Origin of the sequence: Paenarthrobacter sp. NEAU-H11 (assembly GCF_050573415.1) — a bacterium.
Classification (GTDB): Bacteria; Actinomycetota; Actinomycetes; order Actinomycetales; family Micrococcaceae; genus Arthrobacter.
Genome location: NZ_JBNZGA010000011.1, coordinates 35733 through 52628, shown reverse-complemented (window position 1 = coordinate 52628; position 16896 = coordinate 35733). Strand labels below are relative to the sequence as shown.

Sequence of the window (16896 nt, the reverse complement as noted above, 5' to 3'; positions counted from 1 at the left end):
ATTTCATTGAACCGCATTTCTTTTGTTGACGGCTGGACGGTTGGTCCCAAGCTCGGTGCCTTCGAGTCGCGGGATGCCGCGACGGCAGCTGTACCGGTGGCCGTCCCGCATGATGCACTGCGGGACCTGCCCAGGTCTGCGGACGAGGGCGTGCACAGCGGCTACATCCCGGGAGGAGTCTTCGAGTACTCGAAGACCTTCGATGTCCCGCTCCAATGGCGGGACAAGTCAGTGCGCGTCGAGTTTGAGGGCGTCTACCGCGACGCCTCCGTCTACATCAATGGTGATTTCGCGGTCCATGAGGCGAACGGTTACGCCGCATTCGTCGTGGACGCTGATCCTTTTCTCCGCTTCGGTGAGCCGAACACCATCACTGTCGAAGCCCGCGTCCACAAGGACAGCCGTTGGTACACCGGCGGCGGCATCTACCGTCCGGTCCACCTCATTGTGGCTGACCCCGTGCACATAGCGCTCGACGGCACGGTTGTCACCAGTACCGACATCGATGATGAGCGGGCGATCGTGGAGATCGCCACGCGCATCGAGAACAAGACCCGTCATACGGCCACCCGGCGGCTGAACTGGGTCGTGGTCGACGAGGATGGTGCCGAGTCGGCTTCCGGCACGTCGCCGGTGACGGTGCTTCCCGGCGGCAGTTCCGTCGCGCGGGTGCGCCTGCCTCTGTGGAACCCCCGTCTGTGGGGTCCGGATGCCCCGCACCTCTACCGCGTCCAATCCGTGCTGACCGAACTCGACGGCGGCGCTGAATCCGATGCGGACGAGACCCGCTTCGGAATCCGCCGTCTGCAACTGGACACGAAACACGGTTTGCGAATCAATGGCGTCACCCTGGACCTGCGCGGTGCCTGCATCCACCATGACAATGGCCCGCTGGGCGCGGTTTCGGTCGCGGATGCGGAGGAACGCCGCGTGCGGCTGCTCAAAGCCGCCGGGTTCAACGCGATCCGCAGCGCCCACAACCCGGCCAGCCGTGCGTTGCTTGATGCATGCGACCTGCACGGTGTGATCGTGATGGATGAACTGACCGACGTCTGGACCAAGTCGAAGACGTCCTTCGATGCGTCCATCGGCTTCGATGAGCGCTGGCAGCGCGACATTGCGGCTCTCGTGGCAAAGGACATCAACCACCCCAGTGTGGTGCTGTACTCAATCGGAAACGAGATTCTTGAACTGGCTACGCCGCACGGGGCCACCTGGAGCCGGCGTCTTGCCGAGGAGTTCCGTGCGCTTGATCCCACTCGGTTCATTACCAACGGCATCAACGGGATCATCGCGAATCTGGACCGGATGGGCGAGGCGATGGCTGAGGCTGGAGCCTCCGATCCCAACACAATGATGGCGAACATGGGCGAGAAAATGGCACTTGCGAACGCCTCGTCGTTGGTGACCGACTCGACCGAAGAGTCCGCCGCGGTGCTCGACGTCGTCGGTTTCAACTATGCCGACTCCCGCTATGCCCTTGACGCGGAGCTTTTCCCCAATCGCGTGATCGTCGGATCCGAAACGTTCCCCGACCGGATCGCGTCGCTGTGGGCCGACGTGCGTCGGTTCCCACACGTGATCGGCGACTTCACCTGGACGGGCTGGGATTACATTGGTGAGGCAGGCATTGGCCGGGTGGACTACACCGACGGTGAGGACTACGAGCCAACCGGGACGGCCGGCCCCTATCCGTACCTGCTGGGCGCATGTGGTGACATCGACATCACCGGCCACCGTCTTCCGGCGTCGTATTATCGCGAAATTGCCTACGGACTGCGGGCGGATCCGGCGATCGCGGTGCATCGTCCGCAGCATCACGGCAGACCCACAATAAAAACGCCGTGGTCCTGGGACGATGTTGTCTCCAGTTGGACATGGGGCGTACCAGCGGGGTCTCCGGTGACCGTTGACGTATACGCCGACGCTGACGAAGTCGAACTGTGCCTCGACGGGACCGTACTCGCCCGATCTGCCATCGGAACCCAACTGCCGTTGATTGCGCGGTTCGAGACGGAATACCATCCCGGGGCGCTCACCGCCGTCACTTACACAGACGGCGCAGAGGTCTCCAGAACCAGCCTGCACACCGCCGGCCGGCCGGCACTTGTGGCTCGTGCCGAGTGCGGCGAAATTGCCAGCAACGGGGTGCTCGGATACGTCGTGATCACGATTCAGGATGCCGGGGGAACAGTACTCTGCGACTCGGACCGGCTCGTGACCGTCGAAGTCTCTGGGGGTGAACTCGCCGGGATCGGCTCGGGACGGGTGCGCACTGAGGAGTCTTTCGCGGGCCCTTCATGCACCACGTACGACGGCCGGTTGCTGGCCATTGTGCGCCGGACCGGTCCTGGCGAGATTCGCTTGACTGCGTCCGCGACCGGCTTCGACCCGGCTGTTGCGGTGATTACCGCCTTGTAGCAGTTGTCTGGGCCGTAGGAGGCGCACCCGGCCCTGCCATGCAGACAGCAACTGCGACGCTGGACTGAGCGGAGTTCAGGCTCTATCAGCTTCTCATTCGGAGATGACAGCGCCCACAGCGGATACGTGCACCGGTTGCTGAGCCAAGAGGACTCTCCCTCGACCCATGCCCAAGGTCCTGAAGGGCCATACGGCGTGGGGTGCCTCGCAGATCGCCGGATCCCCGTCGAAAGCCCTCAATAATTGGAAGCATTTTCCGGGCTGTGGTTCCGGCCCTTGCTTTACGCACACCGGAACCTTGCTGCTGGTCAACTCGATCGTCGGGCTGCCCGGAGGACAAATCCGGGGTGTGGACAATGTCCACACTTAGCGTCTCGGATCGTGTAGTACGGGGGTCGGTCTGCTTCGGATTCCGCATGTTTCCGCAGTTTCCCAGTGTTTTCAAGGGCTGGAATGCAGTTCGAGTCCCACCTCGGGCATAGCGTTTTCCCCAGGTCAAGGACTTTTTGTCTTATTACTGTTGACAAAGCTTGACTTTTAGCGAATTGCCATGCCGGCAATACTCCGAAGCTCTCGCAGTACAGGTGTACGAGCATGGCTCGGTCACCCCGCAACCCGCAAGTGGGGAGTGACGGGTTCCCGGGCAATGTGGCGAAGTCGAAAACGATCGTTTCTGGGTTGCCGCTGGAGGCGCGCTGGGGGAGAGCCCGACTGGGGTCAAAGACGCCTGAAAGCCATGCTGGGGCAGTGTCGCAGGACAAGCTAGTGCTTCGGTTTCTTAACGAATCCTCTGCCTCTCATCCAGGCATGGAAGAACTCATCTGCAACTTCGCGGGAAGCCCGCGCTGCATCGAGCTTCGCATTTAGCTTCCGCTCTACTTCGATGGTCCTGATCGGCCTCGGGATATGGCACGCGGGCTGGCACATCTGGCTGCCCAACCCCGCCGATCAGGAAGAGGTCTGGTTCGGTAACCGCTACATTTTCGCCGGGTGCGCGCTGTCCCTCGTGGCCGCCGTCTGGTCGGGCGCGCGGGAGAACCGTGTCTGGGTGACCGTCTGCGTCGGGCTGCCGGGGGGTTCTGGTGGGCTGGGCGGCTCTGGATTCCCCGTACGACCTGAAGCGGTTCGTGGCCGCCGTGGTGGCGTTCCCGATGGCGCTGGCAGGAATCGCTGAGGTCATCAGGGTTCGTGGCCGCCGGCAGCAGGAGTGGTAGGCGGGCAGGTCCGGGGCGCTGCCGTAACGAAAAACCCCGGATATTAGTAGGGTAGGGCGGCCTGGGGCCGACAGGTGCACGGGGGCGTAGGTTGAAGAGTACGGGAGCCTCCGTTTAGCGGGTTGCCCCAAGATGCAGGGATTGGCTGGGAGCCCTCCACTCAGCGCCGCTATCTGTCGGCGATTTTGCTTCACCTCGTGTCCTTTTCAGGAGACAACCATGTTCAAGCGCATTCTGGCGATTCTCGCCGCCCTCTTTACGGCCATCCTTCTCTTCGGCGGGCCGGCACAGGCCGGACCTCCCAACGGCAACCCGCACTTCATCAAGAACGCCACCAGCGCGTCCCTGTCCGGGTCCAGCCTCGTCGTCTCCTTCAAGGAGACCGGCCTGCCCTCCGGTGCTACCGAGTACGTGACCGCCTCGGCCGACTTCAGCGGTACCTACCAGTGCATCAATAAGGCAGGGCACAACCCGTCCGACATCAAGAAAACAGTCACCGATGTCCCTGTGTACTCGTCCGGAACATTCACGGCAGACAAGAACGGCAACATCACCGGTTCGCTGACGTTGACCCCTGCTGCTGCTAATACCGTCCTGGATTGCCCCTCAGGCCAGACGGCAACCCTTACGGCGTGGTCGTACACCAATGTCGCCATAACCGACGAAACCAGCGGCGCGACCCTGGCCATCCCGGGCACCTACGGCGGAGGAAGCCGCGTAGTCCGCTAAGACCAGCAAGGAAGTCAGTTCCAAAGGGTCCGGCGTCTACGCGCCGGACTTTCCGCTGCCCCCGGGGGACGTTGATGCGGCTCCTCGGGATGTGGTCCGAGCGCTGCCGTACACATAAAATGCGAATCAACCACCGATAGAAAGACCCCCGTGAAGCAGAGTATTTTCGCCCGCGTTGCCCAGCTCGCCAAGGCCAACCTGAACGCCCTCCTGGACTCCGCCGAAGACCCGCAGAAGATGCTGGACCAGATGGTCCGGGACTACTCGGAGAACATCCGCGAAGCCGAGGCCGCGGTCGCGCAGACGATCGGCAACGTCCGCATGGCCGAAGAGGACTATCGCCGGGCCGTCAACGACGCCAACACCTGGGGCAACAAGGCCATCGCCGCCTCCCGGAAAGCCGACGAGTTCCGCGCCGCCGGTAACAGTGTGGACGCGGACAAGTTCGACGCCCTCGCCAGACTCGCTCTACAGCGGCAGATGACCGCCGAAACCACCGCCAAAGCCCAGGAGCCGGGCCTGGCCGCGCAGAACGAGATCGTCGACAAGCTCAAGGGCGGGCTCGACCAGATGAAGGGCAAGCTGCACGAGCTGACCGCCAAGCGCAACCAGCTGGTGGCCCGGTCCCGGACGGCCGCCGCCCAGTCCCAGGTCCACGACGCCCTCAAGTCCCTGGACGCCGGCGACCCGACCTCGGCGATTGGCCGGTACGAGGAGCGCATCCGCCGCCAGGAAGCCACCGTCCGCGGCCAGCAGGAACTCGCCGCCTCATCCCTTGACGCCCAGTTCGCCTCCCTGGAAGACCTCGGGGAGCAGACCGAAGTGGAAGCACGGCTCGCCGCGCTGAAGTCCATGGACCGAAAAGCCATCGACAACTAGGAACAGCTCCCGCACAAGGCCCTGGATCCTCACAGTCCGGGGCCTTCGGCGTTGCCGCACATAGGATGAACCGGTGACCGATGAACCCGTAAAGCCCGTCGATTCCTGACAATCTCGCAGGCGGCCGAAGAGCTGAACGTGAACCAGAACCAGATCAGGGCCCTGCTCAGCAGTGGGGAGCTTCGCGGAATCCAGGTCGGTGGCCGGGGCCTGTGGCGTATCGCCGAACGGACCGCCGCCGTTGAGCTTAAGGACCAAGTCGGGGAACCGGAGTAGCTAGTCCGGGGCCATGCGGGCCCTGATGTTCAGGCCGACTTTCTGAGGTTCCCCCGGGCCGGGGCTAGCGACAGAGAGCCAGTAGGTGAATTCGCCGTCCTTTCCCGTGAAGATGCAGATGGTGCTGTTCCCGATGACGTTGGACTCTCGCTTGCACGGTCCGTCGGCAGTCATCGCGACACCAACCCCCGAGACTACTGCCGCGACGTCGTTATCGGTGAGCTCTTTTCCGGTCTCCCAGCGGCGCGACAGACTCGGGCACGGGTTCGTGCTGATGCACATGAACCGCTCGGGGCGGACAATCTCGTCGGCCGGTTTCCAGTCGGCCGGGATGGCGAATCGCCCGGCGCGGGAAAGCATGTCGGCGGTGACCTTGTCCTCGGCGGAGCGGACCATGAAGTGCGCCGTGACCCCCAGCGCCAGGATCACCGCGAAGACCAACCAGATCCTGCGTTTCACTGGATCCCCCAATCCGCGCCTGTTCCGGTCAGCCTAACCCGCGACTGCCCCTGCTTCCAGGACACGCCCGCCGTCGTCCACCATACTGTCGGTGCCCGGGAGCACCATGGTCCTATGACGGCTCCAACAGTTGAGGCGGCGATCCACGAACTGATGGATCTCGCCTGGAATGTTGTCTACGACCTGCTCGAGGAGCGGGGCCTGCTCGGTGACGGGTTGTTCGTCGAGGAGTACACCGGGATCCATTCCTGGGTCGAAGACCTGACTCGCTACACCGTGGTCCACTCCAGGGATGTGGCGATTCTGTTCGTTGACACCCGGCCCGTGGACGCCATTGCCTTCCATCATGACCTGCTGGGTACCGATGATCCGAAGGCCTATTTCAGGCTCCCATGGGCTTAGTGCCGGTATGCCGTATTCTTGCTTGCCCATGCAATGAGTCGGCGCCACAGGCGGGATCGCCTATCGCATCAGCTGGTCACTTGCCGGACCTGAACACGATGGAGTCGAAGACGGCGCGTGCCTCTCTCGTCAGCTCCGGGTTGATCGATTCGTGGAGTTGGCTCACCGCGATCACAGCGCGCTGGCCGCTCAAGTCGACCACCCGGTAGGTTTCGCGTTCAGCCACGCTTGAGTACCAGCGTGAGCATTCGTATGAGGATCCTGAGTGGATGCATAATTTGCCGCCGTCGCAGGCTGTGATGTCCGCGTCGCCCTCGACGGAGTGGTCGAACTCGAAGCCGGAGTAATTGCCCACCATGACCTCGACGGCAGGGGTGCTTGCCGTTGACGTCTGCGACGCCATCGCATCGACGAAGGCCTTAGGCGACGAGTCGACCTCGGCGAGCTTGCCCACCCACGTGCATGCGTCCGTCGCCACATAGTCGGCGGGCCAAAAAGTGAGGTAAACGGCCCATTCATCCGGGTGATCCGGGTCGTCCTTGATCACGCTGTCGCCGTCGAAGGACTTCCAGCCGTCTGGGACAGTGATCTCGAAAGGCTCCGTGTAGCCGGGGACGAGGACGAGGTATGTGCCGGCGTCGATGTCGCCATTCTTCGGCAGAGGTGGGACCGTGCCAGTGTCGCCGCCGTTCGGCAGCGGTGGGGGCGTGCGAACCTCCGTAGTCGGAGTACTGGCGGACGGGAGGGAGACGTCGTCGGACTCATACTGGCACCCGCCGAGACATCCAATCAGGGCGATAGCCACCAAGGGCCAGAGATGGCGCGACTGCTGAGCGGCCAGTTCGAGGGGTGTCATGGAACTCATCGATCCACCAAGCCGCTACAGGGGTGCTGTGAGGCCCTGCAGCCGGGTGGCCCCCGCGGGCGGTCCGGGATGGGATGCCGTCGCCTCAAGTCTCCTCCGGCACAGAACCCGTGACAATGAAGAGTTGTACGGAGATCAGTTTCGACTCAAGCAATCCCCCGAAATGACAGGAACGCGCTGAGGCAGTGTTGAGGAAACGCCAAATATTGGGCAGCGCGGAAGGAAACAGAATCTCTCCTGTGGCCAAAAACCCAGGGTGTGCCCCATAAAGCTGAGGACATCTGGTGGTGTTCTAATCGTAAGCTTTTCCATAATCCCGTTGATTCCCCTCACCTGGTGTTGCCGGGCTTTTCTCCGGTTATTGGTTGTGGGTGTCGTTCTGGTAGGGGGACCACCCGCTGGTCTAAGGGGCCGAAGTGCAACTTGGGAAACCTGTGTCGGGAGCGAAAACTTCGTTTCGAAGCCATTCCCCTCCGGTCTGGCAAGTATTCGGTCCTGGGGTCGGCGCGGTAGCGCCCTGGTTGCGCGGAGGACCCGCCCAGCGATTATGGGGGCATATCAGAATGACAAGCAGTTCGTACTTCTGCTCATTCATCTGGGTGCGGAGAACAGGCAGCATGACTTCTGCGGTGGTTTGATTGGTTGGTGCTTCGTCTCAGACGCCTCGTGGTTCTAATCGTGTTTGCAGTTTGTGTCACAACCGCTTCATTGTCCTGGGCGCTTGGGCAAGCTGGCGTTGAAGCGCGGCGTGCCTTTTCTCCACCGCCGCGAGCGGAGGTTGAGCTTGAGATGCTGCCTGGCGGCATGACCACCGCCGTGAATGTCACCAGAAACCCGGATGCCGACTGGGTTGTCCGGGCTGCTGGGCAGACCGGGATCCCTGAACGCGCGCTGCGGGCGTATGTCGCCGCGGCCGCGACCGTGAATGTTGCTGCTCCGACGTGCGGGATCGGTTGGAACACCGTGGCGGCCGTTGGTTTCGTCGAAACAGCACACGGGACGTACGGCGGCGGCAGCCTGACCGCCGCGGGGGAGGTGAGCCGACCGGTTGTGGGCCCGGTTCTCGACGGTGCCGGTTTCGCCGCTATCGCTGACACAGATGCGGGTGCCCTGGACGGGGATTCCCGTTGGGACCGTGCTGTGGGACCGATGCAGTTCATTCCTTCCACGTGGCAGCTCGTCGGGCGGGACGGTAACGGGGATGGCACGGCGGATCCATTCAATATCGATGATGCCGCCCTCAGTGCGGCGACGTATCTGTGTTCCGGCGGCCGTGACCTCACCACTACGGACGGGTGGACCGAGGCGATCTACGCCTACAACCAGTCGGACGCGTACATCGGTCAAGTGCGTGACCAAGCCATTGCATATGCCTCGAAGACTGGTACCAGGGGATGAGCAGGAGTGTGGAGAGCCCATCCCCTCCTTCGTGTGAAGAAAACGTCGGACGTGCCTATATGGCGTTCTGGCGGGACCCGAAGAGTCGCGAGCAGCAGGGCCTAACAGTTGCCTCCGAAACTGAGGCTGAAACGCTCAAACGGCTGCTGGACGGGAATGGTCAGTCCTTCGAGATCGCCCAGCATGCGATCCTGTCAAACGAGACCCGCGTTCCCACAGTTGACGAGATCGTCCAGGAACACATCGATCTTTTGATCCGTCCGTCCAGTGGAACCACCAGGACGTACCAGGTAATGCTGGACCTGCACATCCGGAACATCATTGGTCGACAAAATCGACTACCGGCTCCTCAATCACTGGGCCAAGTCGATGATGGCCAAGGAAAAGGCGCCCAAGACTATCCCCAGCGTTCACGGCCTGATTTCGGCAGCCATGAATACCGCGGAGATGCTCGGCTATATCGCGCGGAACCCTTGCCATGGGTGCAGCTTCCGGGCCACTGTGGCGGACGGTGATCTGCTGCCTTGTCCAGTGTCCTAGCGGACGATCTTGAAGTTGAAGGCAGGTGTGCCGAGTGCGCCCCAAAGGCGGAGCCAGACGGGGAGGAGCATTTCGGTGCCCCGCGCTGTCGTAATGTCGCCGAGGTCGATGACATCCTGGTGGCCGAACTCCTTTAGCAGTTCCGTGACGGTTTGCTTGGCGGCAGAATCATTCCCGGAGACAAAGACCGTGCTGGCTTCGGGAAGGCTACCCGGACGGGCCATGAGATCGGCGTTAAGGGTGTTGAGCGACTTCACGACTCGGGCGGCGGGGAAAGCGCGCTGGATCTGCTCGCCGAGTGAATCAGTGTCCTTGACGAACAGGGTCGGCGGCATGCCCTGGCTGAAGTCGAGGGGGTTGGCGATGTCCAGAATGACCTTGCCGTCGAGGTGTTCCACCCCGGCCTGGGCCAGAACGTCCAGGGAAGCGGCGCCATTCGTGGCGTTGACAATGAGTTCAGCCCCTGCTGCGGCGTCCGCGAAGCCGGCCAGGGCGACGCCGGGGTTCTCCGCTGCCCAGTCGGCGAAAGGTGCGTTGCCCATGGCGTCGGCCTCCGTGCGAGCAAGTGTGGCCTCACGATCGCGGGTGCCGATAGTGACACCGTGTCCGAGTTCGACCAGCCGTGCGGCGATAATGCGGCCTACGGTGCCGGTTCCGAGAATGGCGGTCTTCATGGGCTGTCTCCCGTTGTCGATTACTGGATCCGATGTGACGGATCGTTCTCCCACAGTTTGTGACGGATCGATCCGTCTGTCAAACTTGAAGCAGCAAGACCTCTGGTGAGAGTTCAAATAGGAGTGGGATTTCCGTGGCACGCAAGACCGGCGAAGAGAACCGGCGCAACGTTCTCGAAGTGGCGACCCGCCTGTTCTACCAGCGCGGCATCCGGGCCGTCGGGATGGACACGGTGGTCAAGGAATGCGGCGTCGGCAACGCCACCATTTACCGCCAGTTTCCCACCAAGGACGCTCTCGCCACCGCCTACGTGCAGGGCCGCGCGGAAGCCTGGTTCGAACGGATGCGGCAGGCTGCAGAGGAATTCCCGGACCCCCGCGACAAGCTCGTAGCCGTCTTTGAGGTACTCGCCGGTGACACAGCAGGAGCCTCCTATCGCGGGTGCCCGATGCTGAACACGAACACCGAGTTCCCGGAAGGGGAGCACCCGGCGCATTTGGTGGCCGTGGAGCACAAGCAGAAGGTACGGGACTGGTTCCATTCCCTCGCCGCCGAGGCCGACGCCAATGACTCCGACCAGCTCGCGGATGAACTTCTTCTTATCCTCAACGGCGCCTATGCCACAGGCTCCGTACTGGACGGCGCTGCCTACGGGACACGCGCCCTGGGCCTGGCCCGGCGCATCGTCCACGATGCCTGTCCCCGCCCCTAAATCCCGGACTGCTGCTCTGCTGGCCACCCCGGTCGACGCTGGCCGTCTCCAGCAAATCGGCACGGATTTCGTAGCTTTGAATCTGATTGTGAAAGAACACAACCCTTCATGAACCCCGCATCGCACCCTCGTCGTCGTTGCCCACCCTGATCTGGAAAATTCGCGGATCACCGCACAGCTCACCGCAGCCGCCACGGAAATGGATCACGTCACCGTCTGTGTTCTCTCCGCTGCCTATCCAGCGACTGCGTGAAGTGAAATCAGAATGATCCAGGACGAAAGTATGGCCCGGAGCCTAGCGGAAAGTGCCGCAGAGGGTTCCGCTAACGGGCACGAACGGTGCGGTGATCCATAGGCGTGTGACTCGCAGCGAAGTGGAAATCCCTCGATCAGGCATGTGCGGCGGGTTCCGCGCCGTGGAACCGGGCCGCTTAGGGTCGGGGGTCATGAGGCGCATGCCCCGGCCGGGATGCTAGCAGCGCGGAGCCATTTCAAGGCCTCCTGCTCGTCTGTGAAATACCTGCTCGGGCACTTTGGCGGGGGCAGTCCGCGCCGCCCGTGGGCGATGACCCGGTCCACTGACGTGCTGCCGAGGATTGCAAAGGCTGTGACGGTTACGGCTTCACTGAAGACACGGACGGCATCGCGGCTGACATGCTCAACGCCCGTGACCTGCAGTAAGACCGCGCAGCCCGCGCCTCCGGTCAGGGTCAGGAAGCGCTCCCGCACGGAGGTTCCGTCCGCGGCAGTAATCTGACTTCCGGGACGCAACGTAATCCGGAGAATCCGTTCGCTTTCAACGGTGAGGGTGAAGTTCGTCGAGCCGGGCTCTGAGGCTGCGGGTCCGTCCCCGGAGCTTTCGTCTGCCAGAGAACGCTGTTCGTCTTCGGCATGGACCGGTGTGGTCATCGAATCCCCCCGGATGCGGTTCAACGGCGTCCCCGCCGGCGCAGTGAGCCCGGTTTTACCCCAGAGCTTTGCAGGCCAGAGTACCTCGGGGCGGGCCCAGGGTCCATGAAAGACCGGATACTGGTCCGAAGCCGCGATCTGGGACCTTGCTCACGGCGACGTCGTGCTGCTCATCGGCTCGCTCCTGGCAATCTGCCCTATGAACCGTTACTTCTCCGCCACGTCCAGGGCGCCTTATTGGATATGAGCCCAAAAAGGTACATGCGCGCGTTCCATGTCCAAGAAAAGCAGCGAAAATATCCGGAGCGGGGTGTCGTTGGAAACCACTTGGAGGAACGGAGGGGCGAATGCTTTCAACTAGATGAGCTGGACGCCCACATAAGCCACGACGGCTATCAGTGCCCATGACAACATCGCCGCGGCGACTGCCCTTCCGCCGGTTTTCAGCAGGGAGCGGACTTGCACCGACGCTCCCAGTCCGTAGAGTGCGGCGGCTAGAAGAAGATCCTGGGCCACCCCGGCGACTTGGAGTGCCGCAGGCGGCAGGATCCCTACTGTGCGTAGAACAATTGCGGCCATAAACCCGGCAACGAACAGCGGAATCAGCGGCGGAAGCTTGGCGTCACCTTCGTCAGCGTTGGTCCCGGCCCGCCGTCGGCGGTGTCTTTCCACGAATGCGGCTCCCGTTACCATGGGCGCAAGCATGAGCACGCGGGTCAGCTTAATGATCAAGGCCCCGGCCAAGGCGGCTGTGCCTGCGGTTTGGGCCGTAGCTACAACCTGTCCAACGTCATGGACGCTTGCTCCCACCCAATGGCCGAATTCAATGTTGTCCAACCCGAGCGGTCCCTTGAGTGCCGGCAGGACACCGATTGCCAGAGTGCCGCAGAGGGTCACCAGGGCAATGGGGACAACGGTGTCCCGGTGATCGGTCTTGGTCGCTCCGCCCATCGCTCCGATGGCGGACGCACCACAAATGGAGAACCCGGTTGCCAGCAGCAGAGGCTGATTGCCCGGAAGTTTCAGTGCTTTGCCCAGCAGCAGTGTTCCGACAAAGGTTAGAAAGACGATGCCGATGACGATCCCTACTGTTGTCCAGCCCAGCGCGACCACATCGACGAGGCTGAGCTTGAGGCCAAGTAGGACGATGCCCATCCGCATGAGCCGTCTTGCGGAGAGTGCCAGCCCAGGCTGGAGAACTCCTTCAACTGCCGTACTTATCCCTGGAAGATTTGCGGAAAGAATTCCCAGGATGACGGACACGGTGAGGAAGGGCAGCATCGGGACCGCCGAGTGAATCAGCCAGGCGATGGCCACGGCCGCGGCAGCCGCCGCCAGCCCCGGTAGCGTCTTCTGCTGCAGAGCCCGCATGAGGAAGGAGTCATGTCGTCCGCTTTTTGCCGATGTGGCCACGTCTTGGGTCATGGTTCTCTAGAATTCGGCCCGGGCCTGCAGATACAGGATCGGACCGAATCTCCTTTCTTGAGGACAGAAAATGGATGAGCGCCGGAGGCATCTACGGCTCCGGGGGCTCGAGGAGGATGGCTGGAAGTCAGGACGTGGAGGTGGATGACGCTTTGTTATGGCGGTTCGGAAGTGATTGGACGGCGCTCAACAGACCGAGGAAGATGATGTCTTCTGCCCTGCATCCCCGGGACAGGTCGTTCATGGGGGCATTTAGGCCCTGCAGTATCGGTCCCACCGCCACAGCACCGCCGAGTCGCTCCGCGATCTTGTATCCGATATTTCCTGCATCCAGGGTGGGGAAAATCAGCACGTTTGCGCGGCCTGCGACTTCTGACTGCGGCGCCTTCGATGCCCCAATGTGGGGAACCAGGGCAGCATCAAACTGTAATTCCCCGTCGACTTTAAGCAGCGGGTGCCGGTCGCGCAGGATCTTCATTGCATCCTTAACCTTTTCCACGTCCGGATGGGCAGCACTGCCTTGGGTGCTGAAGGACAACATGGCCACTTTCGGGTCCTGCCCTGTCAGCACGTGATGGGTGTGGGCTGCGGATGCCGCTATGTCTGCCAGTTGTTCTGCAGAAGGGTTGGGTACGACGGCGCAGTCGCCGAAAGAAAGTTCTCTTTCGTCCGGAAGTAACATCAGGAAGGAGCCGCTCAATGTTGTGCAGGCAGGAGCGAGGCCCACAACGCGGAGAGCTGCCCGTAGGACGTGTGCCGTGGGGCTTCCTGCTCCGGCGACGGAGGCGTCCACGAACCCGGCCCGCAATGCAGCAGCGGCGAGATGAACTGATTCATGCCGCGCCATGGCCAGCTGTTCGGGCCTGCTGGCGTAGGCCTCCTCCAGGCATGACCTGATGGTGGTGTCGTGGGCGAGGCTGCAGCAGTCGAGGATTGTGTCTTCCGGCAGAACACAGCCGACGTCCTTGGCCGCCTGCCTGATCCGGGCACTTCTGCCGATCAACCGGGGTTGAATGATTCCTTCGGCCGCCAGTGCGCTGGCGGCAAAGACTGCCCGTGGATCCTCTCCATCGGCGAATGCGACAACCTTCGCCTGGCCGGACAGTTCTTGGCGCCAACGTTCAGAGGTCGCGATGCCTGGAAGAGCCGCTGCCTGCGCCCGATTCCGATCAATTAGAGCGATTCCCATGGCTCCCCTTCTTGAATTGATCCGTGGGGGTCCGCGACGGCGGACCCCCACCTCTTAAACCGGAGGCACGGCCTAAGGCTGAATGGCCTTTTCGATGTCATTGAGCATTCCATCCACACCATGGAGGAGTTCGGACAGCACATCGCTGTCGGCGACCAATGGCGGGGAGATCATGATCATGGTTGCGCCCCGGTCATCGCCTCGCAGGATCACCTTCGTCCGTTTGAAGGATTCGGGCAGCACTTCGCGTAGTACGGTCAGCGATTCAGTCTCAGTCAGTTCCCGGCCGCTGAAACTGTCAGCCATGAGTTCGATTGCGTAGAAGAAGCCCGTACCCCGGATGGCCTTGACACAGCGGTGTGAACTCTTCAGGGACTCGAGCGCCTCCATTATTTTCGGCCCGTTTTCCTGGACGTTGCCCAGGACGTTTTCGTCACGCATGGCCGTGATGTTGGCGACTGCGACTGCCGTTGATACCGGGTGTCCGCCCCACGTGGCGCCATGAGTGAAGACGCCTCCCTTGGAGGAGCTGAACAGCTCCTGGACCAGCTTTTCCCGGACAATCATGCCGCCGAGGGGCGCGTAACCCGAGGTGGATCCCTTCGCAAACGTAACCAGGTCCGGAACGACGCCTGTCAGGCCGTAGCCGAAGAAATGTCCAAGACGCCCAAAGGAGCAGATCACCTCGTCAGATACCAGCAGGATTCCGTACTTGTCACACAACGCACGCAGCGCCGGCCAGTAGCCAGTGGGCGCCACCAGTGCACCGCGGCCGTTCTGCACGGGCTCGGCGAAGATGGCCGCGATTGTCTCGGGACCCTCTTCGAGAATGGTCCGTTCGATGGCTTGGAAGCATTCCAGTTCTGTGACTGGGCCACAGTCCCCGGTGTAACCGAGCGTGTTCGGAACGCTACGGATGCCCGGAAGGAGTTCGCCGAAGGGGTCCTTGATCTTCGGTAGCTGGGTGATGGAGAGCGCGCCCATGGTAGTGCCGTGGTAGGCCATGTTCCGGCTGATGACCTTGGTCCGCTGCGGCTGGCCTTGGCTACGGAAGTACTGGCGGGCGAATTTCAGCGCCGTCTCAACGGCCTCTGAGCCGGAGTTTACGAAAAAGGTGGTGCCCAGATCACCCGGAGCCAACTCAGCGATAAGAGCAGCAGCTTCGATTGCCGGCGGGTGCGCGGCTCCCCAATTGGAGGCGTATGCGAGGGTATTGATCTGTTCGCTGGCTGCCTTGGCTATGTCTGCTCGCCCGTGGCCCATATTGACGCAGAAAAGCCCCGCCAAACCATCCAGGTAACGATCGCCCTCGGTGTCGATGAGGTAGCTTCCTTCTCCGCGGACAAAAATGGGGAACTCACTGTCCCACGTGTCCTTGCGTGTGAAATGGGGTCCGAGGTGTCGTCGGGCCTGGGCCCGTAGCGTGGTTGCGTCCACGACCATCTCCTTCTTTCGAGGTGAATAGCAATGAGCGAAAGCCTAGGCCGGGTTTCTTTGGCGCGTCAGGGCCAAATGCCTCCTGACTGATGGGTCCAGTCTGGTTCCATAGGTTGGCGCCGTTCTGGACCTTCTGGACCTAATCACGCAGGGCCATACTTCGATAATGCTGTGCAGTCGGCACGGCGAGTGTTGAGAACACCCAACTACCGCACGGAGGTCCCCACATGAAAATCGGCGTCCCGAAAGAAGTAAAGTCCCACGAATACCGCGTGGCCGTCACTCCCGCGGGAGTACACGAACTCCTGAGCCATGGGCACGAAGTGTTCATCGAAGCCGGCGCGGGAGCTGGCTCCTCGATTTCCGACGATGCCTTTACGCTGGCGGGAGCCGTCATTGTGGACACAGCGGATGAGGTGTGGGCCATGGCCGATCTGCTGCTGAAGGTGAAGGAGCCGATCGCCGAGGAATACCATCGGATGCGGCCGGATCTGACGATCTTTACGTATCTTCACTTGGCCGCTGACCAGGCCTGCACCTGGGCGTTGCTGGACGCCGGCAGTACTTCGATAGCCTATGAGACCGTTCAGCTTGAAGACGGTTCTCTGCCGTTGTTGTTTCCGATGAGTGAAGTCGCCGGCCGACTCGCGCCGCTCGTTGGTGCTCAGTGCCTGACCCGACCCGAGGGCGGCCGTGGCATCCTGATCGGCGGGGTCTCTGGAGTGGCACCCGCACGGGTAGTGGTTATCGGCGCTGGCGTATCCGGTATGAATGCTGTTTCGGTGGCCGCCGGACTGTGGGCAGACGTAGTCCTCTTCGACAAGAACGTTGACAAGTTGCGCGCCGCGGATCGCATGTACCAGGGCCGCGTCCGAACGCTGGCCGCGAACCAGATGGCCATCGAACACGAAGTGCTTCAAGCGGATCTGGTGATTGGTGCGGTTCTGGTCCCCGGCGCCAAGGCCCCCAAGATTATCTCCAACGAGCTGGTCTCCCGAATGAAGCCTGGCAGCGTTCTCGTAGACATCGCCATCGACCAAGGCGGATGCTTTGAGGATTCACGGCCCACTACGCACCAGGAACCGACCTTCCGCGTTCACGGTTCAGTTTTCTATTGCGTGGCAAACATGCCGGGCGCTGTTCCCCATACCTCCACCTATGCTCTGACAAACGTGACGCTGCCCTATGTTCTGCAGCTCGCCGACAAGGGCATCGAACGTGCTCTCGCAGAGAACGCAGCGCTCCGGGCCGGCTTGAGCACCGTGGGCGGAAGCCTCACCAACGCGGCGGTAGGGGCAGCCCATGGGATTGCCGTAATTGATTCATCGAAAGCAATGGCACGTAGCTAGAGTAATAACGAGGTCAT

Annotated in this window: 16 protein-coding genes; 10 read left to right on the top strand and 6 right to left on the bottom strand. The window is 62.0% G+C overall.

Annotation, left to right across the window (positions count from 1 at the left end; translation table 11 throughout):
* The first annotated feature begins 6 nt into the window (after nt 1–6).
* The 5 genes from ACQ3DC_RS14530 (at nt 7) to ACQ3DC_RS14510 (ending at nt 5519) form a co-directional block, all read left to right on the top strand.
* Nucleotides 7–2421: a glycoside hydrolase family 2 TIM barrel-domain containing protein gene (locus ACQ3DC_RS14530; RefSeq protein WP_430752554.1), complete on the top strand. Its 2415-nt coding sequence runs from the start codon at nt 7–9 to the stop codon at nt 2419–2421.
* A 1082-nt stretch (nt 2422–3503) separates the two neighbouring features.
* Nucleotides 3504–3635, top strand: coding sequence for a hypothetical protein (locus tag ACQ3DC_RS14525; RefSeq protein ID WP_430752553.1), 132 nt, complete (start codon nt 3504–3506; stop codon nt 3633–3635).
* 219 nt (nt 3636–3854) lie between these two features.
* Entirely contained in the window at nt 3855–4364 is a 510-nt protein-coding gene (locus ACQ3DC_RS14520; RefSeq protein ID WP_430752552.1) for a hypothetical protein, read from the top strand.
* Nucleotides 4365–4514: 150 nt separating this feature from the next.
* Nucleotides 4515–5243 (top strand): PspA/IM30 family protein, encoded by a 729-nt coding sequence (locus ACQ3DC_RS14515; protein ID WP_421094097.1) that lies wholly within the window; start codon nt 4515–4517, stop codon nt 5241–5243.
* Nucleotides 5244–5348: 105 nt separating this feature from the next.
* On the top strand, nt 5349–5519 hold the full coding sequence (locus ACQ3DC_RS14510; protein ID WP_430752607.1) for a helix-turn-helix domain-containing protein: 171 nt from the start codon (nt 5349–5351) through the stop codon (nt 5517–5519).
* Here the strand turns inward: ACQ3DC_RS14510 and ACQ3DC_RS14505 are convergent, their stop codons facing one another.
* Nucleotides 5520–5978: a hypothetical protein gene (locus ACQ3DC_RS14505; protein WP_430752551.1), complete on the bottom strand. Its 459-nt coding sequence runs from the start codon at nt 5976–5978 to the stop codon at nt 5520–5522.
* Between the two features lie 114 nt (nt 5979–6092).
* Here ACQ3DC_RS14505 and ACQ3DC_RS14500 point away from each other — a divergent pair, with 114 nt between their 5' ends.
* On the top strand, nt 6093–6380 hold the full coding sequence (locus ACQ3DC_RS14500; RefSeq protein WP_430752550.1) for a hypothetical protein: 288 nt from the start codon (nt 6093–6095) through the stop codon (nt 6378–6380).
* Nucleotides 6381–6456: 76 nt separating this feature from the next.
* Here the strand turns inward: ACQ3DC_RS14500 and ACQ3DC_RS14495 are convergent, their stop codons facing one another.
* Complete coding sequence (locus tag ACQ3DC_RS14495; RefSeq protein WP_430752549.1) at nt 6457–7236, bottom strand: hypothetical protein; 780 nt, start codon at nt 7234–7236, stop codon at nt 6457–6459.
* Nucleotides 7237–8049: 813 nt separating this feature from the next.
* Between ACQ3DC_RS14495 and ACQ3DC_RS14490 the strand changes: the two genes are divergently transcribed.
* Together ACQ3DC_RS14490 and ACQ3DC_RS14485 are read left to right on the top strand one after the other, a co-directional pair.
* Nucleotides 8050–8643 carry a lytic transglycosylase domain-containing protein gene (locus tag ACQ3DC_RS14490; protein ID WP_430752548.1) on the top strand — a complete coding sequence of 198 codons (594 nt, stop codon included), beginning with the start codon at nt 8050–8052 and terminating at the stop codon, nt 8641–8643.
* Between the two features lie 8 nt (nt 8644–8651).
* Nucleotides 8652–9158: a hypothetical protein gene (locus ACQ3DC_RS14485; protein ID WP_430752547.1), complete on the top strand. Its 507-nt coding sequence runs from the start codon at nt 8652–8654 to the stop codon at nt 9156–9158.
* Between the two features lie 21 nt (nt 9159–9179).
* On the opposite strand, the gene ACQ3DC_RS14480 is transcribed toward ACQ3DC_RS14485, so the two are convergent.
* Nucleotides 9180–9857, bottom strand: coding sequence for an NADPH-dependent F420 reductase (locus ACQ3DC_RS14480; RefSeq protein WP_430752546.1), 678 nt, complete (start codon nt 9855–9857; stop codon nt 9180–9182).
* 134 nt (nt 9858–9991) lie between these two features.
* On the opposite strand from ACQ3DC_RS14480, the gene ACQ3DC_RS14475 reads away from it, so the two are divergent.
* Nucleotides 9992–10570 carry a TetR/AcrR family transcriptional regulator gene (locus ACQ3DC_RS14475; RefSeq protein ID WP_430752545.1) on the top strand — a complete coding sequence of 193 codons (579 nt, stop codon included), beginning with the start codon at nt 9992–9994 and terminating at the stop codon, nt 10568–10570.
* Nucleotides 10571–11836: 1266 nt separating this feature from the next.
* Here the strand turns inward: ACQ3DC_RS14475 and ACQ3DC_RS14470 are convergent.
* From ACQ3DC_RS14470 to ACQ3DC_RS14460, 3 genes are all read right to left on the bottom strand, one after another.
* The gene (locus ACQ3DC_RS14470) at nt 11837–12850 is read right to left on the bottom strand and encodes a YeiH family protein (protein ID WP_421094116.1); all 1014 of its coding nucleotides are present in this window, start codon (nt 12848–12850) and stop codon (nt 11837–11839) included.
* Between the two features lie 181 nt (nt 12851–13031).
* The gene (locus ACQ3DC_RS14465) at nt 13032–14093 is read right to left on the bottom strand and encodes a phosphotransacetylase (RefSeq protein ID WP_430752544.1); all 1062 of its coding nucleotides are present in this window, start codon (nt 14091–14093) and stop codon (nt 13032–13034) included.
* Between the two features lie 72 nt (nt 14094–14165).
* A complete protein-coding gene (locus tag ACQ3DC_RS14460) occupies nt 14166–15530 on the bottom strand; it encodes an aspartate aminotransferase family protein (RefSeq protein WP_430752543.1) in 1365 nt (454 codons plus the stop codon).
* A gap of 227 nt (nt 15531–15757) precedes the next feature.
* Here ACQ3DC_RS14460 and ald point away from each other — a divergent pair, with 227 nt between their 5' ends.
* The gene (gene ald, locus ACQ3DC_RS14455; protein ID WP_157242464.1) at nt 15758–16879 is read left to right on the top strand and encodes an alanine dehydrogenase; all 1122 of its coding nucleotides are present in this window, start codon (nt 15758–15760) and stop codon (nt 16877–16879) included.
* Nucleotides 16880–16896 lie beyond the last annotated feature (17 nt).